Origin of the sequence: Planctomonas psychrotolerans (assembly GCF_008642235.1) — a bacterium.
Classification (GTDB): domain Bacteria; phylum Actinomycetota; class Actinomycetes; order Actinomycetales; family Microbacteriaceae; genus Planctomonas; species Planctomonas psychrotolerans.
This window is the reverse complement of sequence record NZ_SJEV01000001.1, coordinates 1,311,419-1,337,530: the sequence shown is the minus strand read 5'-3', so window position 1 is coordinate 1,337,530 and position 26,112 is coordinate 1,311,419. Positions and strand designations below refer to the sequence as shown.

Here is a 26,112-nt window from a genome sequence, read left to right as displayed (position 1 = left end):
CCCGGACATGGCCGTCGGGCGCGCAGCCTGCCAAGCTACCGACCATGACGAACATCTCCTGGGCGGCCGGGCAGTGGACGAATGACCCCGCAGACGTCCGCGAAACGCCCGATGGCCTGCGCGTGACCGCTCGAGAGGGCAGCGACGCATGGCGGATCACGTCGTACGGGTTCGTACACGACAGTGAGCACGCTCTCCTCGCCGCTTTCGAGCAGGAGTCGGCGATGGAGGTGCGGTTCCGGCTCGATTTCGCCGGTCAGTTCGATCAGGCCGGGATCTTCGTGCGGGTGGACGAGGAGAACTGGATCAAGGCGGGCGTGGAACTGAGCGACGGGATGGAGAGCCTCGGCGCGGTGGTGACGCGCGGATCATCGGACTGGTCGCTGTCGCCGGTCCCCGATTGGGCGGGCGAATGGGTAACCATCCGCGCGAGCCGTTCCGGAAATGCCCTGACCGTGCGCGCCCGGGTGGACGCCGAACCATGGCGCCTCGTGCGGGTCGCTCCCCTGGCTGCCGACGCAGCGGTGCAGGCGGGGCTCTTCTGCTGCGCACCGACCCGCGATGGTTTCACCGTGCTCTTCTCCGGGTGGCGCAAGACGCCGGCCGACGAGAGCCTGCACCCGGACGCGTAGCCGACCCGGGACCGGTCGCCAACTCGAGCGCGGTGCGAAGAAATTTGACGCCGCCGTCCACCTGTGACCAATATATTGCATGCCGATTCCCCGAAACGAAGCGCGCCGCGCCTCGCGCTCGCTCCTGAGGGACGACGTGTACATCACCCTGCGCGACGCCATCGTGCGCGGCACGTTCCTCCCCGGCGAGCAGTTGCGGGACGTCGAGCTGGGCGAGTGGCTCGGCGTCAGCCGCACCCCGGTGCGCGAAGCACTGCTGCGACTGGAGCGCAGCAGTCTGGTGATCGCCCGGCCCGGACGCTCCACGGTCGTGGCACCGCTCGATCTCCGCGCCACGCTCGATGCGAGTTCCGTCGCGGCAGAGCTGCACGGGCTCGCCGCCCGGCTCGCCGCTCCCCGCCTCACCGGCGATGAGCTCGACCGGATGGGGGCGTGCAACCGCGGCTTCGCGGCAGCGCTCGACGCCGGTGACCCCACGGCCGCCCTTGCGGCCGACACTGACTTCCACGACGTGGCCGTGGCTGCGAGCGGCAACGGGATGCTGCGGGAGTCGCTCGAGCAAGCCACGCCGCTACTCCGTCGCGTCGAAATGATCCGGTTCGGAAGCCTCGCCGGTCGGGCGTCCGTCGAGCAGCACGACCGCATCCTCGCCGCTTTCGCTACCGGTGATGCGGATGCGGCGGCCGCCGCGGCTCGGGAGAACTGGCTGACGCTCGAGCAGCACCTGCTCGGACTGAGCGTGCAGCAGCTCTGACCCGCAGCATCGACAACCCCGATCAGCCCAGCGACCCCCCCCCCAGAACCAGGAGCCACCATGCCGTTGACCGACTTCGAGCGTTACTCCCTCACCTTCGGTCCCTCGCCGGTCCATCCGCTGGCGCGCCTCTCCGAGCACCTCGGCGGGGCAAAGATCTGGGCGAAACGAGAGGACGTGAACAGCGGTCTCGCCTACGGCGGCAACAAGACGCGCAAGCTGGAGTACCTCGTGCCCGACGCGCTCGCGCAGGGCGCGGACACGCTCGTGTCGATTGGCGGATACCAGTCCAATCACACGAGGCAGGTGGCTGCGGTGGCCGCGAAGCTCGGACTGAAGGCGGTGCTCGTGCAGGAGAACTGGGTGGACTGGCCCGACTCCGTGAACGACCGCGTGGGTAACATCCTGCTCTCCCGCATCATGGGCGCCGAGGTGCGCCTCGACCCGGCCGGCTTCGGCATCGGGATCAAGACCAGCTGGCAGCGCGCGATCGACGACGTGCGCGAACGCGGAGGCACGCCCTACGCCATTCCCGCGGGAGCATCCGATCATCCGCTCGGCGGTCTCGGTTTCGCCAACTGGGCCGACGAGGTGGAGCGGCAGGAGCGCGAGCTCGGCGTGGTCTTCGACACGATCGTCGTGTGCAGCGTGACCGGGTCGACCCACGCCGGCATGATCGCCGGGTTCGCGGGACAGGACCGCCCCCGTCGGGTGATCGGCATCGACGCGTCGGCGAAGATCGCCGAGACACGGGACCAGGTCGCGAGGATCGCGCGCAACACGGCCGCGCTCATCGGACTCGATCGCGAGTTGCGCGACGACGAGATCACCGTTCTCGAGGGCTGGGCGGGTGACCTCTACGGCATCCCCGTCGAGTCGACGCTCGACGCCATGCGCCTTACGGGCCGACTCGAGGGCGTCATCCTCGATCCGGTGTACGAGGGCAAGTCGATGGCCGGCCTCATCGATCTCGTCACCTCGGGCGACATCCCGAAGGACAGCACCGTTCTCTACGCGCACCTCGGCGGGCAGCCCGCCGTGAACGCCTACAGCGCTCTGTTCCGCTGAGCCGCCTGCCGGTGCTCACCGCGAGTGCTACGGTGACCGTCGGGTGCCGAGGCGGAGTGCTCGACCGTAGCCTCCGGCCGTCGAGAGGGTGGCAGGGGTAGCGGATGGCGCGACGCGCGACGGTGTACGACGTGGCGCAGCGCGCCGGCGTCTCGATCGCCACGGTCTCGTTCGCCTTCACGCGACCCGAGAAGGTGAAGCCCGAGACGATCCGCACCGTCATGGTGGCGGCCGACGAGCTGGGCTACGTCCCGAGCGCGAATGCCCGGGGACTCGCGCGGGGCCGCACCGGCGCAATCGGGCTGTACGCCTACGACTACGTGCTGGACCCGCCGGCCGACGAGCACGCCGCCGAGGGGTACGAGCGCTCCGCGCGACTGTTCCCGCTCTACGCCGACGAGGTGCAGCGCGGCGTGCAACTGGAGTGCCGGAGCCGGGGACTCGCGCTGATGATCGGTGGCAACCGAACGCCCGCTCACCTCCCCCACGTCATCGAGGTGGCCGGTCGCGTCGATGCTCTGATCGCCTTCGCCGGCGCTCTCTCGGTGCCGCATCTCGAGCAGGCGGCGGCGCGTATGCCCGTCGTGGAGCTTGGCGGCGAGGTGCGTGTCGCCGGCGCCCACACCGTCCTCGTTGACAATCGACAGGGCATGGCCGACCTCACGGCGCACCTGGTGCGCGTGCACCGCTACGAGCGCTTCGCCTATCTGGGCGAGCTCGGTACGCCGGAATTCCGCGCCCGGCGCGAGGGGTTCGAGTCGACCCTGGAGGAGGCCGGTGTTCCCGTGCCACCCGTACTGCCCGCCCACCCGGGTGATGATGCCACCACGTCGGCGTCGGTCGCAGCGCTGCTGCGGGAGGGTCCGCTTCCGCAGGTCCTCGTCTGCGACACCGACCAGGCGGCCGTCGTCGCCATCGACGCCCTGCGGCGTGCCGGGCTCTCCGTCCCGGGGGACGTTGCCGTCACCGGCTTCGACGGCATCATCGCCGGCCGACTTCTGCAGCCGATTCTCACCACGGTGCGCCAGCCCATGGCGGCGATCGGCCGCGCGGCGGTGCGCCTGCTGGCGGACGCCCTCGACGGGGCCGAGCAGCCCACGACGAACGAGGATCTCGTCGCCACGTTCAGCGCAGGTGGCACCTGCGGGTGCGACTGACCGCTGCATCGACCGCTGCGGTTCGCGATTCGTGCTTGCGCCGCAGAATCTAAGCGCATAACCTAGGGCGCGATCGACCGCGATGGGGCCTCCGTCGCTGAATCCGGTGCTGCGCACACGCGCCCCACCGCATCTCGACCGACAGGAACAATGATGATCCGCACCAAGCTCACCACCACAGCGGCTGTCACGGCCGCCGCCGCCCTCCTCCTCACGGGCTGCGGCCGGAGCGCTGACGGCCCCGCCGCCGGCGAAGCGCTCGAGCTCAGCGACGACGCCGCCGCCGGCACCGTCACCGTCTGGGCGCAGGGCACCGAGGGTGAAGCCCTGAAGGAGTTCGTCGCCCCGTTCGAGGAGGCGAATCCCGATGTCGAGGTCGAGGTGACGTCGATTCCGTGGGACTCGGCTCAGAACAAGTACCAGACCGCCATCGCGGGAGGTTCGACGCCCGACATCGGCATGCTCGGATCGGACTGGCTGCCCGGGTTCGCCACGGCGCTGACCCCCGTCCCCTCTGAGATCGACACCTCGGGGATCTTCCCGTTCGCCGTCGAGTCGGCGAACATCGACGGCACCCTCCTCGGCGTGCCCTGGTACGTCGAGACGCGCGTCATCTTCCACCGCACCGACCTCATGAAGGAGGCGGGCTTCGAGGAGTTCCCGACCGACTGGGACGGGCTGAAGGAACTGGCGCGCGCGTACAAGGAGAAGGCCGGCGCAGACTTCGGCATCGCCATTCCCGCCGGTGGCTGGAACGGCTTCATCGGCACCCTGCCGTTCGACTACTCGGGCGGAGCCGAGGTCATGGATGCCGATCAGCAGGAGTGGACCATCGACACTCCCGAGATGGTGCAGTCGCTCGAGTACCTGAAGTCGTACTTCGACGAGGGCCTCGCCGACAACCGCCCGAGCACCGAGACCGGGTCCGCGTCGGCGAACCTCGTGTCGGGATCCGTCCCGATGTTCCTCAGCGGACCGTGGGATATCGGTGGCCTCGAGACGGCGGGCGGTCCGGGATTCGAGGACAAGTTCGACGTGGCGATGATCCCCGCGGCACCGGGTGCCACCTCGAAGTCCTTCGCCGCCGGCGCGAACCTCGCCGTGTTCAAGGGGGCCGAGAACCCCGATGCGGCGTGGAAGTTGATCGAGTGGCTCAACCAGCCCGAGGTGCAGGTGGACTGGTTCGAGACGGTACGGGACCTCCCGGCGCAGCAGTCCTCCTGGGAGGATGACGCCCTCACCAGCGACCCGATGATCGCCGTGTTCGGCGAACAGCTCGAGAGCGTGGGAATCGCCCCGACGGTGAGCACGTGGTCGGAGGTGTCGGCGGCAGCGGATACGCAGATGGAGCGGATCTTCCGCGGCGGCGCGGACGTGCAGGAGACCCTCACCGAACTGCAGGCCACCGCGGACGGTCTCGGGACGTCCCGATGACAACGGCCGCACCCGTGGCGGCTCCCCCGGCTCCGCGCCGGGGGAGCCCCGCGGGACGCAGCCAGCGACGTCGCACCGCGCTCGTCGCCTACCTGTTCGCCCTGCCGTTCGTCGCGAGCTTCGCGGTGTTCATGGCGTTCCCTCTGATCAGTTCGCTCGCGATGTCGTTCACCGACTTTCGCAGCACCGACATCCCGTCGCCGTTCTCGGTGAACGTCGTCGGCTTCGACCAGTTCGCGGCCCTGTTCGCCGACGAGCAGTTCCGGCGGTCGATGCTCAACACTGCCTACTTCGTGCTCGTCGGCATCCCCCTGACGATGATCGTCGCCCTCGCTCTCGCCGTCGCTCTGAACAACGGCATCACGCGGTTCCGCACCGCCTTCCGGGTCGGTTTCTACACGCCGGTCGTCACGAGCATCGTGGCCGTTGCCGTCGTGTGGCGGTTCCTCCTGCAGCCCGACGGGCTGATCAACACCGTGCTCGGCTCCGTGGGAATCACCGGTCCCGACTGGCTCGGTGACCCCGCATGGTCGATGCCTTCGATGATCATGCTGGCCGTCTGGCGCAACACCGGAACCCTCATGGTGATCTTCCTCGCCGGGCTGCAGGGGGTCTCCGCCGAGGTACTCGAGGCCGCCGAGGTCGACGGTGCGGGTGCATGGCGACGGTTCCTCCACGTCACCCTGCCCATGCTGCGACCCACCCTGCTGCTCGGCGCCATCCTCCTCTCGGTCGGCTTCCTGCAGTTCTTCGAAGAGCCCTTCGTCATGACCAAGGGCGGACCGCTGGACTCCACCCTCTCCATCAGCTACTTCACCTTCAACCAGTTCGGGTTCGGCAACTACGGGACCGCGTCCGCCGCGAGCTACGTGCTGTTCGTCGCCATCGCGTTGCTCAGCATGTTCCAGTTCCGGGTACTGAGAAGCAAGGACTGACGATGACCGCACAACTCGCCCCCGTCGTCGCGAGCGCCGAGGTGGCGCCCGATCCCGCGCCGCGTTCCCCCGTCCGCCGCGCCCGACGGTCGCGTGGATCCGCCGGCCGGATACTCGTCTACGCCATCCTGCTCGTCACCCTGGTCGGCACGCTGATCCCCTTCGTGTGGATGTTCCTCGGCTCGGTGAAGACCGAGCAGGAGCTGCGTCAGCGGCCGCCCACCTGGTGGCCGCAGACTTTCACCTGGGACAACTTCGCCGCATGGTTCGGTCGGCTCGACATCGGAACTTTCTTCGTCAACAGCATCGTCGTGGCCGTATTCACGGTGCTCGGCACGCTCCTGTTCTGCTCGATGGTCGGTTACGCCCTCGCCAAGCTGGAGTTCCCGGGCAAGCGCCTGCTGTTCGGGCTCGTCCTGGTCACGCTGATGGTGCCCGGGGTCGTCACCTTCGTGCCGCTCTTCGTGGTCGTGAGCCGACTCGGCCTGGTGAGCACCTACGTGGCGTTGATCCTGCCGTTCCTTGTCGGACCGCTCGGGGTGTTCCTGATGCGTCAGTTCATCGGCGAGATCCCCGATTCGCTGATCGAAGCCGCGCGCATCGACGGTGCCAGCGAGATCCGCATCTTCCTGCGCATCGTGCTGCCGCTGTGCGGTCCCGCCCTCGCGACCCTGGCGATCCTCACCTTCCTCTCCTCCTGGAACAACTTCCTGTGGCCGCTCGTGGTCGCGCAGTCCGAGGACATGTACACCCTGCCCGTGGCGCTGTCCCTCTATTCCGTCGGGCAGAACGCGACCAACTACGGCGTACTGCTCGCCGGATCGGTATTGGTCATCACCCCTGTACTGCTGCTGTTCCTCGCGCTGCAGAAGTACTTCATCCGCGGCATCACCACGACAGGAATCAAATGATTACCATCACCTCCGAGCCCGGCGCCACCGGCACCCGCACCGACGCCCCGAACGAGGAGGGGCGGGAGCCGCACGCCGTCGACGGACTGGTGTCGACGGGCGTTCACCCGATCATTCCCGGTTTTCACCCCGACCCGACGGTGTGCCGGGTCGGCGACGACTATTACCTCGCGCACTCGTCGTTCGAGTACAGCCCCGGGGTGCCGGTCTGGCACAGCCGTAACCTTCTGCACTGGACCCTGCTGGGTAACGCCCTCGAACGCGCGGACCAGCTGCCCGCCGGTCACGCGGCGGCGAGCGGCGGCGTGTATGCACCTACTCTGCGACACCACGACGGCCGCTTCTGGCTGATCACGACCGACGTGTCGACGGAGGGTCAACTCGTCGTGTGGGCCACGGATGCGGCCGGGCCGTGGAGCGCGGCCCTCGCCCTCCCGGACGTGCGCGGCATCGACCCCGACCTCGCCTGGGACGACGAGGGGCGCTGCTGGGTGACCTACGCCTCCGGCGCGCCGGGAATCGAGGGCATCGTCCAGGTGCAGGTCGACCTCGGCACCGGGAGAACCCTCTCCGATCCGCGGGTGGTCTGGGCGGGTACCGGGCTGGCGTTTCCCGAGGCGCCGCACCTGTACCGCGTGGGGAGCTGGTGGTACCTCGTGATCGCGGAGGGCGGCACGGAGCGGGGGCACAGCGTGACCGTGGCGCGGTCGACGCGACCCGACGGGCCCTTCGTCCCCGCACCGTCCAATCCGCTGCTCTCCCACCGCAGCACCACGCACCCGGTTCAGAACACGGGCCACGCCGACTTCGTGCAGTTGGGCGACGGCAGCTGGGCCATGGTCTACCTCGGCGTCCGGCCCCGCGGTATCACCCCCCTCTTCCACGTGCTCGGTCGGGAGACGTTCCTCGCCGGGATCGACTGGTCCGATGGCTGGCCGTCCGTCGATGAGGACCGTTTCGTGCGGCGTACGCCGGACACGTCGTTCACCGAGCCCTTCGGTGGGCCGCGTCTCGATCCGCGGTGGGTGTCGCCCGGCGAGGCGCCTATGGACTTCGTGACGGTGGACCCGACCGGCGGAATCACCCTACGAGCTGGGATCGCCGCGAACGGTGCGCGGAGCGCGCTGACGACGCGCATCCTCGATCTCCGCTGGTGTCTCGAGGCCGACGTGGACGCCGGCACCGGTGTCGGCGGCCTTCTGCTCCGACTCGATGACCGGCACTGGTGCGAGATACAGGCGAACGGTGAGATGGCACGCGCGGTGGTGTGCATCGGACCGCTCGAGGCCACCGTCGGGCCCGAACTGGCAACGGGCAGGGGGCCGGTCACCGTGCGAATGGAATCTCTCCCGTCGGAGTCGGCCGGTCCGGACGACATCGCTCTGTCGATCGTCGTCGACGGGCGCGAGATGCGTCTCGCCCGGATCGACGGACGGTACTTCTCGACCGAGGTGGCCGGCGGTTTCACCGGTCGCGTCGCCGGGGTGCGCGCCGTGACGGGCACGGTCGGAGTCAGTGAGGTGAGGTACACGGGATACGACCGCGCCGACATCGCCGCCGCTGCGCAGCGCGACGCCCTCGCCTGACCCCCGGTACGCATCCGGGCCGCAGCATGCGTACCGTGGAAGGAAACGTTCGCGCCCCAGCGCCGACCCCCTGTTTCGCCGCGGCCGAAGAGCCGCGGCATGCGCGAAGGAGAACCGATGACCACCAACGACGAGACCTCGACCGGCACCCCCACCGCCGACAGCGGTGAAACGCACGACGACCTGTTGCACGACGTGATCGAGGGAGCCGAGAAGCTCGCACACGAGGTGGCCGACAACAGTGTCGACGTGCTCGAGACGGCCGCGCTCATCGCCATGGAGGCGTCGTCCACGCTGCAGGACTCCTACAAGCGTCGCCCGGTGCTCATGCTCGGTGTGCTCGGCGGCATTGCGGCCGCCCTGCTGGTCGGCATCGCCGCGCTCGCCCGTCGCCGCTAGTCCGGGCGAGGAGAAGCGGGCCGGCGACCGCACCCGCACTCGCATTAACACGCGCGGCTGAACTGCTGACGCAGCGCGGGGACGCAGCGACGGCGGTTCCGCCCGTCGATGCGTCCCCGGTCGGGCTCGCGCCCGGCGCGTACGGCTAGTTGACCTCGAGCGGGTTGCCGCCCACGCGTCGGTTCTCATCGAGAGCGTCGATGGCCGCCATCTCGTCGCCGCTCAGCTCGAAGCCGAAGACGTCGAAGTTCTGCGCCATGCGGTCGCGCGAGTTCGACTTCGGGATGACGATGTTGCCGGTCTGCAGGTGCCACCGCAGCACCACCTGCGCGGGCTGCACGTCGTGCGCCTTCGCGGCATCCTGGATCGCCGACATGCCGAACAGGTCGTACTTGCCCTGCCCGAGCGGGCCCCACGCCTCCGTCTGGATGCCGTGCTGCGCCTGGAACTCCTTGAGTTCGCGCTGCTGGAAGATCGGGTGGAGTTCCACCTGGTTCACGGCGGGCACGACATCGGTCTCGGCGAGCAGGGTCTCGAGGTGCGGCACGAGGAAGTTGCTCACTCCGATCGCCTTCGCGCGACCATCCGCGGCGAAGGTCTCGAACGTGCGCCACGTGTCGACGAAGAAGCCGTTGGCGGGCATCGGCCAGTGGATCAGGTAGAGGTCGAGGTAGTCGACGCCGAGCATGTCGAGGCTGCGGGCGAAGGCCCCCTCCACATCCCGCTCCTTGTGGTGGTCGTTGCGCAGCTTGGTGGTGAGGAAGATCTCCTCGCGCGGGATGCCCGACGCGCGGATGGCGGCACCCACCTGGGTCTCGTTGTTGTAGCCGGTGGCGGTGTCGATGTGCCGGTAGCCCACCGACAGGGCGTCCTCGACGACGCGCTGGGTGTCGTCGGGGTCGACGAGGAACACGCCGAAGCCGAGCTGGGGGATCGTGGTGCCGGAGTTCAGAGGAAGAGAGGGAACTGAATTCGTCATACGTTCGAGCGTACAGACCGGCCGGCGGGCACGGGTGATCACGTCTCACATCGGTTGGACGACCGGCCGCGACTACAGTGGGAGCAGGTGAGCCGGGAAGTCTGGTCGGCAGAGCGTTCATCGACCCAAAAACCAGCAGGAGCCCCCATGGCCGAAGATAAGCCTGTCCGATCGTCCGGATTGCCCTCGCGGGGCACCTATTCAGAAGCACTCCGGATCGGCGAGATCCTCCGCAAGGAGACTGTCGGCGGCATCCTGCTCGTCATCGCGGCCGCCATCGCCCTCCTCTGGGCGAACTCGCCCTTCGCCGACAGCTACTTCGCGCTCCGGGACTTCCGGGTGGGCTACGAGCCGTGGCACCTCGAGCTCAGTCTCGGCGCCTGGGCCGCGGACGGCCTGCTCGCCATCTTCTTCTTCCTCGTCGGCCTCGAGCTCAAGCGGGAGTTCGTCGCCGGCGACCTCCGCAACCCCAGCCGCGCAGTCGTGCCGGTGGCCGCCGCAATCGGCGGAGTCATCGTCCCCGCGGTCTTCTACGCGGTCATCAACATGACCAGCCCCGAGACCCTTCGCGGCTGGGCGATCCCGACCGCCACCGATATCGCCTTCGCCGTGGCCGTGCTCGCCATCGTGGGATCGCACCTGCCGAGCGCGCTTCGCATCTTCCTGCTCACCCTGGCCGTGGTCGATGATCTCATCGCCATCTCGATCATCGCCATCTTCTACTCAACCGACCTCGACTTCGTGCCGCTGCTGCTCGCGCTCATCCCCCTCGCGCTCTACACGGCACTGGCCCAGAAGTACCGGCGGTTCTTCGGCCTGAAGCCGGCGGCCGCGTGGTTCATCCTGCTGCCGATCGGCTTCGTGGTGTGGGCGCTCGTGCACGCCGGCGGCATCCACGCCACCGTCGCGGGTGTGCTGCTGGGCTTCGCGATCCCCGTCATCCGCAGCAAGGCGAGCGGGGGTCCGACGGCGGGACCGGGACTGTCGGAGCTGTTCGAGCACCGCTTCCGGCCGCTCTCGGCCGGGTTCGCCGTGCCGGTGTTCGCCTTCTTCTCCGCCGGCGTGGCGGTGGGCGGCTGGGACGGCTTCGTCTCCTCGCTCACCGACCCGGTGCTGATCGGCATCGCCGTCGGCCTCGTGCTCGGCAAGCCGATCGGCATCGTCGGCACCACCTGGCTGCTCACCAAGCTGACGCGCGTGCGCCTCGACCCGGCCCTGCGCTGGGTGGACCTCATCGGGGTGGCCCTCCTCGCCGGCATCGGCTTCACCGTGTCGCTCCTCATCGCGGACCTCAGCTTCGGCCTCGAGAGCGCGCACAACGACCACGCCAAGGTGGGCATCCTCTCCGCGTCGCTGCTCGCGGCGTTCCTCGCGTCGATCATCCTGCGCGCCCGCAACAAGCGGTACCGCAGCATCGAGGAGCAGGAGCGGGTCGACAGCGACCTCGATGGCGTGCCCGACGTCTACCAGCAGGACGAGGCCGCGGGCCGCTCCGGCGGCGACACCGTCTGACGCGGTCTGCGGTCCCCGGGCGGCGGCCCCGGGACCCGTCCGCGGTGCCGGCGCCCGACCTACCGACCCCGGCAGCCCCCTCGATCATGCGAGCCGCCCCCGGCCTGTGCGTAATCACCGTGGGGAGCGGAGGCCTTCGCATAGTGATCCACCTTCCACACCTCCCCGTTCTGGGTGACGATGAGTGCAGTGCGACCGAGGAAATCGAGCGACGTCGGCCGATCCAACCCCTCGACCACGACCTCGAAGCTCCCATCGCGATTCACTCGGAGCAGTTCGCCGCTGTCGGGCAGGGCCGGGGACGCGGCCGGAACGTTGCCAGGGGAATCATCCTCCTCCGAAAATGATGAGTCAACCTCATTATCGCCTGGTTGGACGAGTCGAGCATCGGCTCAGGAAGGCGACCAGGCGAGCGCGTTGTCGACCTGCGGCTTGGTCAGCTGCGTCGTCAGCCCGCAGTTCGAGCACTCGTTCCAGTGGCTCGTCGATACCGGGAACAGCGGCACGAAGAAGAGCGTCACCCGGGTCACCCGCTTGAACACGCGCTGGGCTGCGGAGACCCCGCAGTTGCTGCAGACGAACACCACCATCGTGAGCACGGTTTCACCGGCGCGGGTGCCGAAGAGGAGGAACATGGGTCCGATCGTAGGCTGCGGGCGGCTCCCGTGCTCCCGTGTGCAGCGGGGTTCCCCTCGTCGCCGGAGCGTGGTAGCGGGCGCCCGTCGGGATCGCGTGCTCGACACGACGCCGTTCCGGCGTCCACGCGAAGCCGTTCGACGCTTGCACGGACACGCCGACTTGTCCATCCCGAGAAAGAACCGGCGAGATCTGGTGAACTGAGCGCTATTCCGCGCAGTGTCGCGCTCCCCGCAGAGAGAACCGGAGCACGACACCATGAATGACATCGCACGCCACGACTGGCGGGACCCCGAGGCACCCCTCGACCACCGCATCCGCGCTGCCCGAGCCGATGTGGTCCGCCACCTGCTCACCATTGCGCTGAGTGATCCGTTCTGGGAGAGCATCACGGTGCGGTACGTGCCGACGGGTGAGCTCGTGTTCACCAATCTGGCTGACTACGCTGCCGACGCCCGGCGCGACGGTATCGTCGCCGACGCCCTGCTCCTGGCGGTGGCGGAGCACATCGACTTCCTCCGCAGCTGTGACGGACGGAGCGACGGCATACCGGAGGACGCGACGGTTCCCGTGCTCGGCGGCGTCACCGTGTACCGCGACAGCGTGCTCGACGAGGCCGCCTGACCGGTCTGCTCGGCTAGTGTCGGTACTGCCATCGCCTCGGAAAGGATGTCATGGGCAGCATCGTTGACATCCCCTCTCCCGGGGTTCCGCTCGAGTACGGCCGGCGTGGCCGCCCGGCAGTGATCGTGGTGCACGACTGGTACGGCCGCCTCCCGTGGCTCGATTCCTACGCGAACGCGCTCGTGCACACCGGCTTCTTCGTGCTCGTCCCCGATCTTTACGAAGGGCGGGCCACCGCGGACGAGGACTCCGCGGAGGAACTCATGGCCGACGTCGACCTGGCGTTCGCCCTCGCCACCCTGGCCGAGAGCATCGCGGCCGCGCGGGATGCGGGCGCCGAACGCGTGGGCATCATCGGCTTCTCGATGGGCGGCTGGCTCGCCCTGCTGGAGGCTCAGGCCGGAACGGTGGACGCCGTCGTCGCCTACTACGCGACAGTGGGACCCGACGAGCACGGTGTCATCCCCTGCCCGGTGCAGCTGCACTTCGCCGAGGAGGACGAGTGGGGCGAGGGCGAGGACCCCGAGTCGTTCATCGGGCATCTGAAGGAGCACGGCACCCCGGTCACCCCGTACCAGTACCCGGGCACCGTCCACTCCTTCGCGAACGCGAGCATCCCGTCGAAGGTGAACTCCGCCGCGGCGGCCCTCGCATTCAGCCGATCCGCGTCCTTCCTCGGCAGCCATTTGCTGGATTGACCATCGGATCACCCGCTTCCACGACGACGTGCCCGGTTCCGCTGCTCGATCGAAGGATGAGCAGCGAGAAACCGGGCACGTCGGGCGGAACGGTGCCGATTACGCCTCGCGTTTGGGTGGCGAGGTGGTCTTCGACGGGTCGCGCTCGGCGAGGTCCCCGATCGCGTCGTCGATCTTCGACAGGATCTCCGCGTCGAGCTTCACGCCGGCCGCCGCCACATTCGAGGCGACCTGCTCGGGCCGCGAGGCGCCGATGATCGCGGATGCCACGTTCTCGTTCTGCAGCACCCAGGCGATGGCGAGCTGAGCCATGTCGAGGCCCACCTCATCGGCGATCGGCTGGAGCTTCTGCACGCCCGTGAGGTACTCGTCCGACATCCAGCGCTTGATCATGTCCGCGCCGCCCTTGTCGTCGGTGGCACGCGTGCCCGCGGGGAGCTCCTGACCCGGCTTGTACTTGCCGGTGAGCACGCCCTGGGCGATGGGCGACCAGACGATCTGCGAGACACCGAGCTCCTCCGATGCGGGCACCACGTCGGACTCGATCACGCGCCACAGCATCGAGTACTGCGGCTGGTTCGAGATGAGCTGGAAACCCAGCTCCTTCGAGAGCGCGTGCCCGGCGCGCAACTGCTCCGCGGTCCACTCGCTGACGCCGATGTACAGAGCCTTGCCCGAGCGCACGACGTCGGCGAACGCCTGCATCGTCTCCTCGAGCGGCGTCTCGAAGTCGTAGCGGTGAGCCCGGTACAGGTCGACGTAGTCGGTCTGCAGGCGCTCCAGCGACCCGTCGATGGACTCCATGATGTGTTTGCGGGACAGACCGGTGTCGTTGTGGCCCTTGGGCCCGGTCGGACCGAACACCTTGGTGAAGATCTCCAGCGACTGGCGGCGCTCACCCTTGAGGGCCTCGCCCAGCACCGTCTCCGCTGCGGTGTTCGCGTACACGTCGGCGGTGTCGAACGTGCTGATGCCGGCGTCGAGGGCGGCCCGCACGCATGCCGTGGCCGTGTCGTTCTCGACCTGCGACCCGTGGGTCAGCCAGTTGCCGTAGGTGATCTCCGAGATCTTGAATCCGCTGTTACCGAGGTATCGAAATTCCATACATCCAATCTATTCACTCCCCGGCGAGGATGCGGTGAGCGGGAGCACCGGGTGCACGCTCGGCCACCGGCAGACGGGAAGCGCCTCACGCTACGGGCACCGCGAACACGACCCGGTTGTCCCGGTAGTGCCCGACGCCCGCGTCGAAGTATCCGCCGCAGGTGATGAGGCGCAGCTCGTCGGTCGGCGTGGCGCCGAAGACCCGCGCCGTGGGGAACTCCGCTTTCGCGAAGTCGGCCACCTCGGTCACGCTGTACCGGAGCACCGCGCCGTCGACGGTCGTGACGGCGACCTCGGCGCCGACGGTCAGCTCGTGCAGCCGGGCGAATGCGGCCGGACCGGTGAGCGAGTCGACGTGGGCCGCGATCACCGTGGGACCTCGGCCACCCGGCATGCCCCCGCCGGTGAACCACCCGACGGTGGAGAAATCGACGGGGACCTCCATCCGACCCGAGTCGTCGATGCCGAGGTCGAGAAGCGGCTCCGCTAGATCGATGGCGGGAATCGACACCCGCGTCGGCGGGGTGCCCTCGCCGGCGATCGCGACGCCGGGAGTGGCGGCGGGTGCGGCAGCCTGCGGTGCGCTCTCCGTGGTCGTCGGGGGGTGCGGAGTCGGCGGTGCCGCTCCGGTCGCCGCCGCCTCCGTCGGCGTCCGCGTCGACTCCGCCGTCGACTCGGCCGTCGGTGCGCACCCGGTCAACAGGCCGAGGGCGGTGAGCACGGCCGCGAGAGCCGGCACGCCGAGTGCGCGGGTGCGCCGCACGAACGGCGCACCCGCTTCCCTCCGGATCGACTGGATCAGGACTCCTCCACGCGGCGGCGGCGCAGCAGCACGACACCCGCAGCTCCGGCAGCGGCGAGCGCTCCCGCTCCGAGCACACCGGACACCTCGGAACCGGTGCCGGTCGCGGCGAGTCCACCGGCGCCGGTGTCGACGCCGCCGACCGGGACCTGGGACAGCTGACCACGAACCGCGCCCGCGACGAACTCGACGGTGTGCGCATCACCCACGAATCCGGCCGGGTTCGCCTCGATCTGCGCGAGCGAGAAGCCCTCGCCGGTGTCGGAACCCGCCGGGCTGGTCACGCCCGTGGTGAAGGGTCCCTGCAGGCATCCGCTGCTCGTACGGGTGCCGGTTCCGTCATCGACCGGGTTGGGGAACGCGATGCGCGGCGGCCCGGACTGGCCGGCCGCGGCCTCGTGGATGTGCGTGGCGGTCTTCGCCGGGCTCTGGTAGTCGCCGGTCACTCCGGTGAGGGTGATGTCGTAGCAGATGATCTCCTCGTCGGAGTTGATGCGGAAGTCGAACTGCCCCATCGCTCCCGGTTGCCCGGGGGTGAGAACGCCATCGGAGTTCACGACCTCGTCCGGGCTCGCCATGACGGTGAAGGCGCTGGTGAAGGTCTCGGGCTCCTGCACCTGGGTCTCGGCGGATGCCGGTGCCGCAGCGAACAGGGTGAAGGCGGCAGCGGTGGCCCCTCCTACGGTCAGGGTACGGATGAGGTGGTTCTTCGACATGGTTCCTCTGCCTCTCGACGGGCGGCTTCCGGGATGGACGCTGCTTCTCCCCAGGACTTACGCACCGGACGCGTCCCGCGTTCATCCCGGTCGGAAAAACTTTTCGGCGCTCGCCATACACGTGAAGCCACCCGGGTTGTCGGCCTGGATGAACGGAAGCCGTGCGGCGGACGTATGTCCTGAAGCCCCCGGAATGGTCCCCATATGCTGAGAGAGAAGCCGATGACGTTCGTCATGACACGTCCAGCACCGAAGCGGAGCCCGATGAACGCGCAGAACCCGGGGCTGGATGTGCGCGCCGCTTTCGAGGCGCACGGGAGCGCCCTGCTCGGCTTCGCCGTCAATGCACTGAGGGACCACGGTCTCGCGGAGGATTGCGTGCAGGAGACCTTCCTCCGGGCGTGGCGTTCGCGGGCGCACTTCGACCCGTCCCGGGGCAGCCTGCGCACGTGGCTCTTCGCCATCGAGCGGCGTGTGATCCTCGACGTGTTCCGCGCCCGGGAACGAACCCCCCGGCTCGTCCCGCAGAGTGACGTGGCGGAGCCGGCCGGTTCCGGTCCGGACGTGCTCGAGCGCCTGCACATCGTAGAAGGGCTCGCGCGGTTGAGTGCGGAGCATCGAGAGGCGGTCGTCGCCATCCATCTCACCGGGTGCAGCTACGCGGAATACTCCGCCACCTCCGGCGTGCCCGTCGCCACCCTCCGCACGCGAGTCTTCTACGCGCTCCGTGCCCTCCGCACTCACCTCGATGAAGGGGATCCGACCGATGACTGACCAGACGCCCGATCGACGCGCCGAACTGATCGCCGCGGCGCTCGCTCAGGACCTCACCCCCGACGAGCGTGCCGAGTTCGCCTCGCTTCGCGAGAGCGACCCCACCATCGACGACGAGTTGATGCTGCTCGGCGGGCTGCCGGCCGAGGTGCGCGGGCTGGGATCCTGGCGGGAGGAGCAGCCGAGCGACGCCCTGCGGGATCGGATCGACCGGATCGCGGACGACCCTTCCCCGGCGGAACCTGGGCAGGAACAGGATTCCGCCGGCCAGCCGACGTCCCGGTCGACGAGCATCCCGCGGAGGTCTCGCACCGAACACCCGGGCAGCGTCCGCCGCACCGACGGCGCGCGCCGCCGACTCCTCCTGACCACCGGAGCCGCCGCCTGTGTCGCGGTCGGCCTGGGCCTCGGCGTCGCCCTCGCGGCCCTGCAGGACGCCCCGGTCGACGGCCCTCCCGGCACACTGGGCGCGCTCGAGACGGTGGAATTCGTGGGTGAACCGTCGGGTGTGCACATCGCGGGCGACGTGGTCGCACACACCTGGGGCACCGAGACGGTGCTGCGCGCCGATGGGCTGCCCACCGGCGGGCTGTTCGCGGTGATCGTCATCGACGAGGAGGGCCGTGAATTTTCCTCCGGAACGCTGCTCGGCTCCGACATCGCCATCGATTGCCGCCTCAATGCTGCGGTACTGCGGGAGGATGCGGTCGCCGTCGAGATCCGCGGGAACGACGGGACCCGCATCGCCACCGCCGCCCTGGCGCCGGTCGACGCCTGACCCGTCCCCTAGCGCGAGAAGGGCGGGGCGAAGGGCAGCGCGGCCGCGAACACCCGCACCGCATCGCCCGGGAGGGCTTCGGCGGCGACGAACCCGTCGGGCCGCACGAGATAGCACCACCCGGCACGGAGTCGTCGGTTCCCATGCGTTGGGAACACGTGCACCTCGAGCCCCAGGGCGCCGCCCACCCCCTGCACGATGGCGGGGTGCGCGCCTCCGTAGGCGTGCACCTGCCAGTCGAAGGAGCGGAGAACGTCGAAGTTGTCCCCGGTGAAGGGCAACCGTCGACCCACCACCGCGCCGCGTCTGCCTCCCGCGCGCGTCTTCGCCCCGGGATCCAGCCAGTAGTGGACGCGCACCTGCGAGATGTACTCGAACAGTCGCGACGACGCGCGCACCCGGGGTAGCACCCGCGTCGCCACCGGCGCCGCCACCGACACGGCGACCCGGCGGAACGCACGGGCGAGGAGCGAATCGGTGGTCACGAGGCCGAACACCCGGTCGGTGCTCGCGACGAGACGCCTGGCCACCGGGCGGCGCTCCGCCTCGTAGCGGTCGAGGTAGGCGTCCGGGGCCCCACCGACGAGGACGTCGGCGAGCTTGACGGCCAGGTTGTGGGCATCCTGCAGACCGGTGTTCATGCCTTGGGCACCCACCGGCGAGTGCACGTGGGCGGCGTCTCCGGCGAGGAACACGGGGCCGTCGCGGAACCGGGCGGCGATGCGGTGGTGCACCCGGTAGGTGGAGAACCACGCCGCCCGGTCGTAGCGCACGCCGTAAAGGCGGTCCAGCCGACGCCGCACCGCCTCCTCGGTGAGCTCCGCGCCCCGCGCCGAGTCCCGTACGGTGCCGAGCAGCCGCGCGTGGCCGCCCGGACCCATCGGGAAGGTGAGGAGGAATGCCTCGGGACCGGGCCGGAGGTTGATGGCGTCGACGGCGAGCCCTCGCGCGCCGACCACATCGAGCACGTAGAAGGTGTGCTCGTTGGTGATGCCCTCGAACGGGATGCCGCGGAGTCGCCGCACCGTCGACGATGCACCGTCGGTGCCTACGCAGTACCGGGCCGTCACGGTCAGGTGCCCGTCGGGGCCATGGATGATGGCCGACACGCCCTCGGCGGTCTCGTCGAGCAGCTGCACCTCGTGCCGCCACAGCACGGGCACGCCCCGTTCCGCGAGGCTGTCGGCGAGCAGCTGCTCATTCCTGCTCTGCTCGAACACGTGGATGCGCGGATACGGCGTGATCCCGGCACCCAGCTCGCCGAGGGGTACGCGCCCGAACACCCGAGCCCCGAATCCTGGAGCCACCGCTTCGGCACGTGCGCTGCCCGCCAGCACCCGGTCGGCGAGTCCCAGCTGGTCGTAGATCTCCATCGACCTCGCCTGCACGCCGAGGGCGCGGGACTGCACCGTCGGTCCGGCCGTGGAGTCGAGGATGCGCACGTCGACGCCGCGCCGGGCGAGCACGTTCGCGAGCATCAGGCCGGTGGGGCCCGCGCCCACGACCAGCACATCGGTGCGAAGCGACCGGGTCACGAGCATCCCTTCTGCCGCGGCACGGCCGCGACGCCGGAGAACGACTGACATCACTGTAGGACGCCCGGGCGACCGGCGCCGCAGATCGGTGGATCGCCCGGTTTCCCCGGGCGGAGGAGCGCGGTAGCGTCGAGGCATGTGCGGCAGATTCGCGATGAACAAGGAAGCCGACGACCTGATCGCCGCATTCGTGGCCGAGGGCGGGAACGCCGAGGACTGGCTGCCGTCGTACAGCATCGCCCCCACCGATCCCGCGCCCATCGTGCGCGAGCGTCAGCACGACGGAACCGTCGCGCGGAGCGTCGATGTGGCGGCATGGGGCTTGAAGCCCGCCTGGTCGAAGCCCGGTGGTCCGGCCCCCATCAACGCGCGCCTCGAGTCGGTGGCCTCGAACGGCATGTTTCGCGGCGCGTTCGCGAGCCAGCGCTGCATCGTCCCCATGAACGGGTACTACGAATGGCAGAAGCGCGCCGACGGCAAGCAGCCCTTCTACCTGCACGCCGACACCGACGTGCTCGCGGCCGCCGGTCTCTACAGCGCCCGCAAGGAGGGGGACGACTGGGCCGTGACCTTCACGATCATCACCCGGGAGGCGCGCGACGCATCGGGTGAGGTGCACGATCGGATGCCGGTCTTCCTTCCCCCGGATGTGTGGGACGACTGGCTCCGTCCGGAGAAGATCACCGCACCCGACGAGGCGCTCGGGATGCTGGACCGCGCATCGACGGCCGTGGCCGCCTCGATGCGGTCGCATCCGGTGGACCGTGCCGTCAACAACGTGCGGACGGTGAACCGCGAGGACCCGCGCGTGATCGCGCCTCTGCCCGAATGACCGACCAGGCAGCCTCCCCGCCCGCCGGGCCGTCGTCGTCATGGCTGGCGCGGCTGGAGCGCCTCCGGGAGCGGGAGGTCGCAACGGTGCGCGGCCTCGGCGCCGACGTCGAAGCCATGGGACTGGCCCGGCTCGACACCAATGTCGATGACGAGCACGACCCGGAGGGTGTCACGATCGCCTTCGAGAGGTCGCTCACCGATGCCCTGCTCCAGCGCTCGGTGCGCGCGATCGGGGAGATCGACGCGGCGATCGAGCGGGCCGCCTCGGGGACGTTCGGAGACTGCGAGCGCTGCGGTGCTCCGATCGGGGAAGCGCGGCTCGACGCCCGCCCCTACACGCGCTTCTGCATCCGGCACGCCTGAGGGCGGTCGCGGATCACGAGGACGACGGGCCGACCGGCGCGGTCGCTGCGGTCCGGTCGGCGGCGTCCGCCTGCGCGCGCGCCCTCGAGGGCCACCAGAACGCTTCCCCGACGATGAACGCGAGCGCCGGTACGAGAACGGTGCGCACGAGCAGGGTGTCGATGAGGACGCCGATGCAGACGATGATGCCGATCTGCGTGAGGGTGATGAGGGGCAGCACTCCGAGCACCGCGAAGACCGCCGCCAGCAGCACCCCGGCGCTCGTGATCACACCACCCGTCGACGACAGCGCACGGATCATCCCCTCCCGCGTTCCCTGTGTACGCGCCTCCTCGCGCGCGCGGGTGACCAGGAAGATGTTGTAGTCGACACCGAGGGCCACGAGGAAGAGGAAGCTGAACAGCACCACGGTGGTGTCGATGGCGGGGAATCCGAAGATCGACTGGAACAACAACCAGCTCGCGCCGAGGCTGCCGAAGAACGAGGCGACGACCGTGAGGAGCAACAGCACGGGAGCGATGACCGCGCGCAGCAGCAGTACGAGCACGAGGAGCACCAGAACGAGGATGAGCGGAATCACGAGGTTCTGATCGGCCCGCTGCGCCTCGTTCACGTCCAGGGTCTGCGCGTCCAGTCCTCCGACGAGGGCATCGGCACCGTCCAGTTGCGACAGCTCCGCGCGCAACGCCGTCACGGCGGCGAACGACTCCGGGGTCTCCGCTGCCGCGTCGAGCACCACGTCCACCTGGGTGATGCCCCCGTCGGACCGTCCCTCCCGCACGGAGTCGACACCGTCCACCCCCTGCGCGGCTCGAAGAACCCGATCGATCTCCGACGAGTTCGCCAGAACGACGACCGGCGACCCGCTCCCGGCGCTGAACGCGTCGGCGAGCACGTTCTGGCCCACGACAGCCTCCGGTACGGCGGTGAATCGCTCCGTCTGGGCGAGTCCGACCCGAACCTGCGGCACGGCCGCGGCAAGACCGCCGAGCACCAGGACACCCAGAATCGCGACCACAACCGGTCGGCGGGCGACGAGGGTGCCGAGGCGGAACCACACGCCCCGACGAGCCGCGTCGGCGGAACCGAAACGCGGGATGTACGGCCAGAAGAGCCCCCGGCCGAAGATCACCAGGGCGGCGGGGAGCACGACGAGGGCGAACAGCATCGCCACGAGGATGCCCGTGGCGCAGGCCAACCCCAACGCCCGGTTGCCGGTGAGCTGCGCGAACAGGAGCGTGAGCAGGCTGAGCACGACCGTGCCGCCACTCGCGAGGATCGCGGGCCCCGCCCCGCGGAGGGCCCGGGCCATGGCGACGTGCCGGTCCTCCTCGAGGCGCAACTCCTCCCGGTACCGGGCGATGAGGAGTAGCGCATAGTTGGTGCCGGCGCCGAACACCAGCACGGACAGGATGCCGGTGACCGAGGCATCGAGAGCGATACCCGCGGCTGCCGCGACGCGGACGGCGACGATGGCGGCGAGCCCGTCGGCCAGCCCGACGACGGTGAGCGGCACGAGCCACAGCCAGGGACTGCGATAGGTGATGAGCAGCAGCACCGCAACCACGAGCACGGTGGTGAGGAGCAGGGTGACGTCCGCACCGTCGAACACGGCCGCGACGTCGACCGCGAACCCCTCGGGGCCGGTGAGCAGCACCGTCAGCCCGCTCGGCAGATCGGCCGCCGCGATCGATCGCAGGTCGGCTGCCCGCTCGGCCTGGGCCGACACGTCCGACACCGTCTCGAGCGGAACGACGACGAGGGCCGCCGTGGCGTCCTCGGAGACGGTCGGTGGGGGCACGACACCGTCCAGGGACTCTGCACTCAGATCAGCAGCGGCCGCCGTGACGGCGGAGATGTCGGCCGCGCTGAGTACTTCACCGTCGCGGCTGAAAACCAGCAGGGCCGAGGTCGCGTCCGCGCCGGGAAGCGACTCCTGCAGGGCGGCCACCCGCGCGGACTCCGCAGAATCCGGCAGGCCTACACCGGGCGCGGTCTCCGCGGAGGAGCCGGACCCGACCGCGAACACGGCTGCGGAGAGGGCCGCCGCGACCACGAGCACGATCCACGCCGTCTTCCTCGCGGTGATGAACTCGATGAGGCGCTGCATACGGATCGGTCCCTGCTGGTCGATGTTGTTAGACGATCTAATAATACGATCGTTTAGGCACAGTAGCGCTAAACTCGGACGCATGCAACGGGATGGGGCAAGCGGGCGTGTCCCGTCGAGGCCGCTCGGCGTGCATCCGGCCACGACCCTGCTGCGGGACATCGCCGACCTCACCACGGAGTTCGAGCGCCACCTCGGGCGACAGCTGACGGTCAACCCGACCGACCTCGAGGCGATGGATCACCTCATTCGCGAGGGCGCCCTGAGTCCCACCGAGCTCGCGAATCGCCTGCACATCACGACCGCGGCCGTCACCACTGTCGTCGATCGGCTGGTCGCCGTCGGTCACGTGTCCCGTGAGGCGAATCCACGCGACCGTCGTGGTGTGCTTGTCGTTCCCGCCCCGGAGTCGGTGCGGCGCGCGATGTCGACGCTGATGCCGATGATTCTCGGAATGGACGATGTTCTGAGCGACTTCAACGACGCCGAGAAGGACACCATCACCTCGTATCTCTCGCGTGTGGTGGCCGTGTACCGAGCGCAGCTCCCCTCGAAACCCGCCGACTCCGCCTGAACGGAGCCTCTCCACACGATCAGGCGCGCACGTCGTGCAGGTGGTGCAGGTCGTCGTGCAGCAGGTATCGGGCCAGGGTGAGGACCGTGAAGACGGAACCGTTGCTCCGCCGCCCCGGCCGATCGACCGCCGACTCGGGTACCGCCTCGAGGACCCGCGCCAGGTGTTCTCCGGCTGCAGCGAGTTCGTCGGCGACCGTGTGCGGGTCCAGCTCGCTGTACCGGCCCGCGACGGCCGCCGCGTCCTGGTCCCAGTTCTCGAACTCGGGGTCCTCCTCGGCGACCATCCGCTCGAGCCGACCCTCGAAGACACCGAAGACGTCCCGCACGTGCGCCGCGTACTCGAGCGGCGACCACGTGTCCGCATTCGGCCGGTCCCGGACGTCGGCCCGGTCGAGGACGGGCCGCCAGCGCACGATGCTGCCGCGAAGCGCCGCCGGAACGTCCCGAAGGCCGAACGACCGGGCATCGACGTCGCACTCGCGACACCGCCGCTCGAGCACCCAGGTCCAGTCCTTCGTGTCCGCGGGGATCGTCATGAGGCCACGCTACGAAGCGTCCGGTGGCGCGACTATCGCCATCCGCGCCAATAAAGACGCGGTGAGCGCCACAATCGGCCTATTCGGGGGCATCGGGCGATCCCTGCTCGGGCAGGTCGATAACGAAGTGGCTACATACCACCAAACCGATGTGAATCGCGGTACGAATGAAGGAACGCGAGGAATTCTCCCGCACCTATTGGAGGCACACAATCATGAGCTACAACACCACCTCGACCACTCTCACCCGATCACCCAACCGCTTGGTCGCCACGATCTTCGGTGCCGTCTACGTGCTCGTGGGCCTGCTCGGCTTCGCAGCGACGGGCGGCGTCGGCTTCGTCGACACCGAGGGTGGCCTGCTCCTCGGCATCTTCGAGGTCAACCCGCTGCACAACATCGCTCACCTGCTGATCGGCGCTGCACTGCTGATCGCCGGTCTGTCGAACGTGTCGGCCGCGAAGGGCACCAACGTCACCATCGGAGCCGTCTACCTGGTTCTCGGCATCATCGGCTTCTTCATCGCCGACACCGCCCTGAACATCCTGGCGCTGAACACGGCGGACCACTTCCTGCACCTCGCCAGCGCCGTCGTGCTGCTGTTCGTGGGTCTCGGAGCCGACAAGACCGCTCGCCGCGCCACCGTCTGACCCGGTCGGACACCCGAGGACGCCGGGCACCCGCCCGGCGTCCGCAACACACACAGCCGCGGTTCCTGGACCGCTGACGAAGAGGAGCGCCCCACCGTGTCACCGATCACCCGAAGCTGGCTCGGCATGGCCGCGCTCGGCACGGGCATCACGCACATCGCACTCGGTGCGGGCGCTCCTCTTCCTCTCGCTGCCCCTCTGATTCTCGTCGGAGCGACCGAGATCGCCTGGGGCGTCGCCGCGGTGGTCCGGGACCGCCTCCCGCTGGTCGCCCCGGCTCTCGTCCTCTTCCTCCTCCCCCTGTTCGGCTGGGCCCTGCTGATCACTGCCGCCGCCGTGGGGGGCCGCCCCGACTTCCTGGCCGCCCTGCCGTTCCTGCCGATGGCCACCGCCGCCCTGATGGGGCTCTTCCTCTCGGCCATGCTCGCCGTGCACCTTCGTCGCCGCGCCAGCACGACCTCCGACGACGACCCGGTTCCGTCGCCGAGCGCCGGACGATACCTGCTCGGAGTTCTGGCCGGTGGACTCCTCGTTTCAGGACTCACTACTCCCGCGCTGGCCAGTACCAGCGCCGGACTCGAAGCCGTGCCGCACGGCACGCACGGCTCCTCCTCGTCGATCGACGAGCACGGCGGACACTAGCCGCCGCTTCACGATCGATCGGCGGGCGAGCAGTGAACGCTATCCGCCGGTCGACGCGGGTGGTGCCACCCGGATGCGCGTGGCTTCCGACATGAACCGCCGCACGTTCTCGTCCACGATGATGTCAGCGGGGCGCAGCGGACGCGTGAGATAGAGACCGTCCAGCGCCGTGATCCGGCTGAGCGCGACGTAAGTCTGACCCGGGGAGAAGACCCGGGATCCGAGGTCCACCACCGCGCTCTCGTAGGTCTTCCCCTGCGACTTGTGGATGGTGACCGCCCAGGCGAGCCGCAGCGGGAACTGGGTGAACTCCCCCACCACGTCCCGTCGCAACTCCTTCGTGGTCGCGGAATAGGAGTAGCGGTACTTCTCCCAGGTGACGGGTTCCACCTCGTGCAGGTCGCCGTCGACCGTCACGAACACGTTGCTGTCGACCTTCGACACCGTTCCGACGCTGCCGTTGACCCAACGCGAGTCCGCGTCGTTGCGCAGGAACATGACCTGCGCGCCCACCTTCAGGTCGAGCTTCTCGTCCGCGGGGAAGGCGCGTCCGCCGAACTCCCCGCTGACCTCCGCCGTGGCGGTGAGGCTCCGTCCCGGCAGACGGGTGAGCGCCGCAGCGTTGATGCGATTGACGGTGTCGTTGCGGGTGGCGAGGGTGATCGCGCCGTCCGTAGGCGGTACCCGTGCGCCCGTGTCGTTCAGCACACCCGCGATCTCCGCCGTCACCCGCCCGTGCCGCACGGCGTTCAGCATCTCCTTGAAACCCTCTTCGTGCTGCCGGTGGATCTCGGTCAGTTCGTAGATGCGCAGCTCCGCCTCGCGCCAGACCAGCGCGTCGAAGAACCACATCGACCGGTACCGGTCGGCGAAGTACGCGCGCTCGTCGCCGTCCCCCGGCACGGGGGCGAGTTGGTAGGGATCTCCGAACAGGACGACCTGGACGCCGCCGAACGGGTCTTTGCGTCGGCGGGCCTGGCGGAGGCTGCGGTCGATCCCGTCGAGGAGGTCGGCGTTGACCATGGAGATCTCGTCGATGACCAGGGTGTCGATGGTGTTGAGCAGCTTGCGCACGTCGGCACTCTGCTCGATCTCCGAGTCGGCGATCACGCCGATCGGCAGCTTGAACAGCGAATGGATCGTCTGCCCGCCCACGTTCAGGGCCGCAACCCCGGTGGGCGCGCAGATCACGACCTGCTTCTCCGTGTGCCAGGCGAGATGGTTCAGCAGGGTGGACTTCCCCGTGCCCGCGCGACCCGTGACGAAGACGTGGTCACGGGTCTTCTCGATGGCGTCGAACACGGCGGCCTGCTCGTAGGACAGCGGGACGGCGACCACGCGTGCTCCTTCGTTCCGGCCGGGCGAGC

General features: G+C 69.2%; 28 protein-coding genes. 19 read left to right on the top strand and 9 right to left on the bottom strand.

What is annotated here, in order from left to right:
• Positions 1 to 44 precede the first annotated feature (44 nt).
• The 9 genes from EY822_RS05990 (at position 45) to EY822_RS05950 (ending at position 8,876) form a co-directional block, all read left to right on the top strand.
• Positions 45 to 632, top strand: coding sequence for a DUF1349 domain-containing protein (locus tag EY822_RS05990; protein WP_150307436.1), 588 nt, complete (start codon positions 45 to 47; stop codon positions 630 to 632).
• A gap of 79 nt (positions 633 to 711) precedes the next feature.
• Positions 712 to 1,386 (top strand): GntR family transcriptional regulator, encoded by a 675-nt coding sequence (locus EY822_RS05985; RefSeq protein WP_150307435.1) that lies wholly within the window; start codon positions 712 to 714, stop codon positions 1,384 to 1,386.
• A gap of 60 nt (positions 1,387 to 1,446) precedes the next feature.
• A complete protein-coding gene (locus EY822_RS05980; RefSeq protein ID WP_150307434.1) occupies positions 1,447 to 2,454 on the top strand; it encodes a 1-aminocyclopropane-1-carboxylate deaminase in 1,008 nt (335 codons plus the stop codon).
• Between the two features lie 104 nt (positions 2,455 to 2,558).
• Positions 2,559 to 3,611, top strand: a complete 1,053-nt coding sequence (locus EY822_RS05975) for a LacI family DNA-binding transcriptional regulator (RefSeq protein WP_150307433.1) — start codon at positions 2,559 to 2,561, stop codon at positions 3,609 to 3,611.
• A gap of 153 nt (positions 3,612 to 3,764) precedes the next feature.
• Positions 3,765 to 5,045 (top strand): extracellular solute-binding protein, encoded by a 1,281-nt coding sequence (locus EY822_RS05970; protein WP_227497059.1) that lies wholly within the window; start codon positions 3,765 to 3,767, stop codon positions 5,043 to 5,045.
• On the top strand, positions 5,042 to 5,980 hold the full coding sequence (locus tag EY822_RS05965; RefSeq protein WP_150307431.1) for a carbohydrate ABC transporter permease: 939 nt from the start codon (positions 5,042 to 5,044) through the stop codon (positions 5,978 to 5,980). The genes EY822_RS05970 and EY822_RS05965 overlap by 4 nt, the downstream gene beginning before the upstream one ends.
• A 2-nt stretch (positions 5,981 to 5,982) precedes the next feature.
• Entirely contained in the window at positions 5,983 to 6,891 is a 909-nt protein-coding gene (locus tag EY822_RS05960) for a carbohydrate ABC transporter permease (protein WP_150307430.1), read from the top strand.
• On the top strand, positions 6,888 to 8,477 hold the full coding sequence (locus EY822_RS05955) for a glycoside hydrolase family 43 protein (RefSeq protein ID WP_150307429.1): 1,590 nt from the start codon (positions 6,888 to 6,890) through the stop codon (positions 8,475 to 8,477). The genes EY822_RS05960 and EY822_RS05955 overlap by 4 nt, the downstream gene beginning before the upstream one ends.
• Positions 8,478 to 8,594: 117 nt before the next feature.
• Positions 8,595 to 8,876: a hypothetical protein gene (locus tag EY822_RS05950; RefSeq protein WP_150307428.1), complete on the top strand. Its 282-nt coding sequence runs from the start codon at positions 8,595 to 8,597 to the stop codon at positions 8,874 to 8,876.
• Positions 8,877 to 9,021: 145 nt separating this feature from the next.
• Here the strand turns inward: EY822_RS05950 and EY822_RS05945 are convergent, their stop codons facing one another.
• Positions 9,022 to 9,855: an aldo/keto reductase gene (locus tag EY822_RS05945; RefSeq protein WP_150307427.1), complete on the bottom strand. Its 834-nt coding sequence runs from the start codon at positions 9,853 to 9,855 to the stop codon at positions 9,022 to 9,024.
• A 147-nt stretch (positions 9,856 to 10,002) separates the two neighbouring features.
• Here EY822_RS05945 and nhaA point away from each other — a divergent pair, with 147 nt between their 5' ends.
• Positions 10,003 to 11,367 (top strand): Na+/H+ antiporter NhaA, encoded by a 1,365-nt coding sequence (gene nhaA, locus EY822_RS05940; RefSeq protein ID WP_150307426.1) that lies wholly within the window; start codon positions 10,003 to 10,005, stop codon positions 11,365 to 11,367.
• Positions 11,368 to 11,759: 392 nt separating this feature from the next.
• Here the strand turns inward: nhaA and EY822_RS05935 are convergent, their stop codons facing one another.
• Entirely contained in the window at positions 11,760 to 12,002 is a 243-nt protein-coding gene (locus EY822_RS05935; RefSeq protein WP_150307425.1) for a zinc-ribbon domain-containing protein, read from the bottom strand.
• A 259-nt stretch (positions 12,003 to 12,261) separates the two neighbouring features.
• On the opposite strand from EY822_RS05935, the gene EY822_RS05930 reads away from it, so the two are divergent.
• Together EY822_RS05930 and EY822_RS05925 are read left to right on the top strand one after the other, a co-directional pair.
• On the top strand, positions 12,262 to 12,627 hold the full coding sequence (locus EY822_RS05930; RefSeq protein WP_150307424.1) for a hypothetical protein: 366 nt from the start codon (positions 12,262 to 12,264) through the stop codon (positions 12,625 to 12,627).
• Between the two features lie 50 nt (positions 12,628 to 12,677).
• Positions 12,678 to 13,325 carry a dienelactone hydrolase family protein gene (locus EY822_RS05925; protein WP_150307423.1) on the top strand — a complete coding sequence of 216 codons (648 nt, stop codon included), beginning with the start codon at positions 12,678 to 12,680 and terminating at the stop codon, positions 13,323 to 13,325.
• Positions 13,326 to 13,424: 99 nt separating this feature from the next.
• Here EY822_RS05925 and EY822_RS05920 read toward each other — a convergent pair whose 3' ends face one another.
• From EY822_RS05920 to EY822_RS05910, 3 genes are all read right to left on the bottom strand, one after another.
• Positions 13,425 to 14,429, bottom strand: a complete 1,005-nt coding sequence (locus EY822_RS05920) for an aldo/keto reductase family protein (protein ID WP_150307422.1) — start codon at positions 14,427 to 14,429, stop codon at positions 13,425 to 13,427.
• Between the two features lie 85 nt (positions 14,430 to 14,514).
• A complete protein-coding gene (locus tag EY822_RS05915; protein ID WP_150307421.1) occupies positions 14,515 to 15,192 on the bottom strand; it encodes a class F sortase in 678 nt (225 codons plus the stop codon).
• 35 nt (positions 15,193 to 15,227) lie between these two features.
• A complete protein-coding gene (locus tag EY822_RS05910) occupies positions 15,228 to 15,947 on the bottom strand; it encodes a CHRD domain-containing protein (protein WP_150307420.1) in 720 nt (239 codons plus the stop codon).
• 234 nt (positions 15,948 to 16,181) lie between these two features.
• On the opposite strand from EY822_RS05910, the gene EY822_RS05905 reads away from it, so the two are divergent.
• A complete protein-coding gene (locus EY822_RS05905; protein ID WP_227497058.1) occupies positions 16,182 to 16,721 on the top strand; it encodes a sigma-70 family RNA polymerase sigma factor in 540 nt (179 codons plus the stop codon).
• Entirely contained in the window at positions 16,714 to 17,499 is a 786-nt protein-coding gene (locus EY822_RS05900; RefSeq protein ID WP_150307419.1) for a hypothetical protein, read from the top strand. Before EY822_RS05905 ends, EY822_RS05900 begins: the two co-directional genes overlap by 8 nt.
• A gap of 8 nt (positions 17,500 to 17,507) precedes the next feature.
• On the opposite strand, the gene EY822_RS05895 is transcribed toward EY822_RS05900, so the two are convergent.
• Positions 17,508 to 19,034, bottom strand: a complete 1,527-nt coding sequence (locus tag EY822_RS05895) for an FAD-dependent monooxygenase (RefSeq protein ID WP_227497057.1) — start codon at positions 19,032 to 19,034, stop codon at positions 17,508 to 17,510.
• A gap of 136 nt (positions 19,035 to 19,170) precedes the next feature.
• Between EY822_RS05895 and EY822_RS05890 the strand changes: the two genes are divergently transcribed.
• On the top strand, positions 19,171 to 19,866 hold the full coding sequence (locus EY822_RS05890) for an SOS response-associated peptidase (RefSeq protein WP_150307418.1): 696 nt from the start codon (positions 19,171 to 19,173) through the stop codon (positions 19,864 to 19,866).
• A complete protein-coding gene (locus tag EY822_RS05885; protein ID WP_150307417.1) occupies positions 19,863 to 20,231 on the top strand; it encodes a TraR/DksA family transcriptional regulator in 369 nt (122 codons plus the stop codon). Before EY822_RS05890 ends, EY822_RS05885 begins: the two co-directional genes overlap by 4 nt.
• Before the next feature lie 13 nt (positions 20,232 to 20,244).
• Here the strand turns inward: EY822_RS05885 and EY822_RS05880 are convergent, their stop codons facing one another.
• Positions 20,245 to 22,341, bottom strand: coding sequence for an MMPL family transporter (locus tag EY822_RS05880; protein ID WP_150307416.1), 2,097 nt, complete (start codon positions 22,339 to 22,341; stop codon positions 20,245 to 20,247).
• 82 nt (positions 22,342 to 22,423) lie between these two features.
• Between EY822_RS05880 and EY822_RS05875 the strand changes: the two genes are divergently transcribed.
• Entirely contained in the window at positions 22,424 to 22,915 is a 492-nt protein-coding gene (locus EY822_RS05875; RefSeq protein WP_150307415.1) for a MarR family winged helix-turn-helix transcriptional regulator, read from the top strand.
• 19 nt (positions 22,916 to 22,934) lie between these two features.
• Here EY822_RS05875 and EY822_RS05870 read toward each other — a convergent pair whose 3' ends face one another.
• Entirely contained in the window at positions 22,935 to 23,453 is a 519-nt protein-coding gene (locus EY822_RS05870) for a DinB family protein (RefSeq protein ID WP_150307414.1), read from the bottom strand.
• Positions 23,454 to 23,668: 215 nt separating this feature from the next.
• Between EY822_RS05870 and EY822_RS05865 the strand changes: the two genes are divergently transcribed.
• Together EY822_RS05865 and EY822_RS05860 are read left to right on the top strand one after the other, a co-directional pair.
• The gene (locus tag EY822_RS05865; RefSeq protein ID WP_150307413.1) at positions 23,669 to 24,103 is read left to right on the top strand and encodes a DUF4383 domain-containing protein; all 435 of its coding nucleotides are present in this window, start codon (positions 23,669 to 23,671) and stop codon (positions 24,101 to 24,103) included.
• Positions 24,104 to 24,199: 96 nt separating this feature from the next.
• Positions 24,200 to 24,745, top strand: a complete 546-nt coding sequence (locus tag EY822_RS05860) for a hypothetical protein (RefSeq protein WP_150307412.1) — start codon at positions 24,200 to 24,202, stop codon at positions 24,743 to 24,745.
• 39 nt (positions 24,746 to 24,784) lie between these two features.
• On the opposite strand, the gene EY822_RS05855 is transcribed toward EY822_RS05860, so the two are convergent.
• Complete coding sequence (locus EY822_RS05855) at positions 24,785 to 26,083, bottom strand: ATP-dependent DNA helicase (RefSeq protein WP_150307411.1); 1,299 nt, start codon at positions 26,081 to 26,083, stop codon at positions 24,785 to 24,787.
• Positions 26,084 to 26,112: the final 29 nt, after the last annotated feature.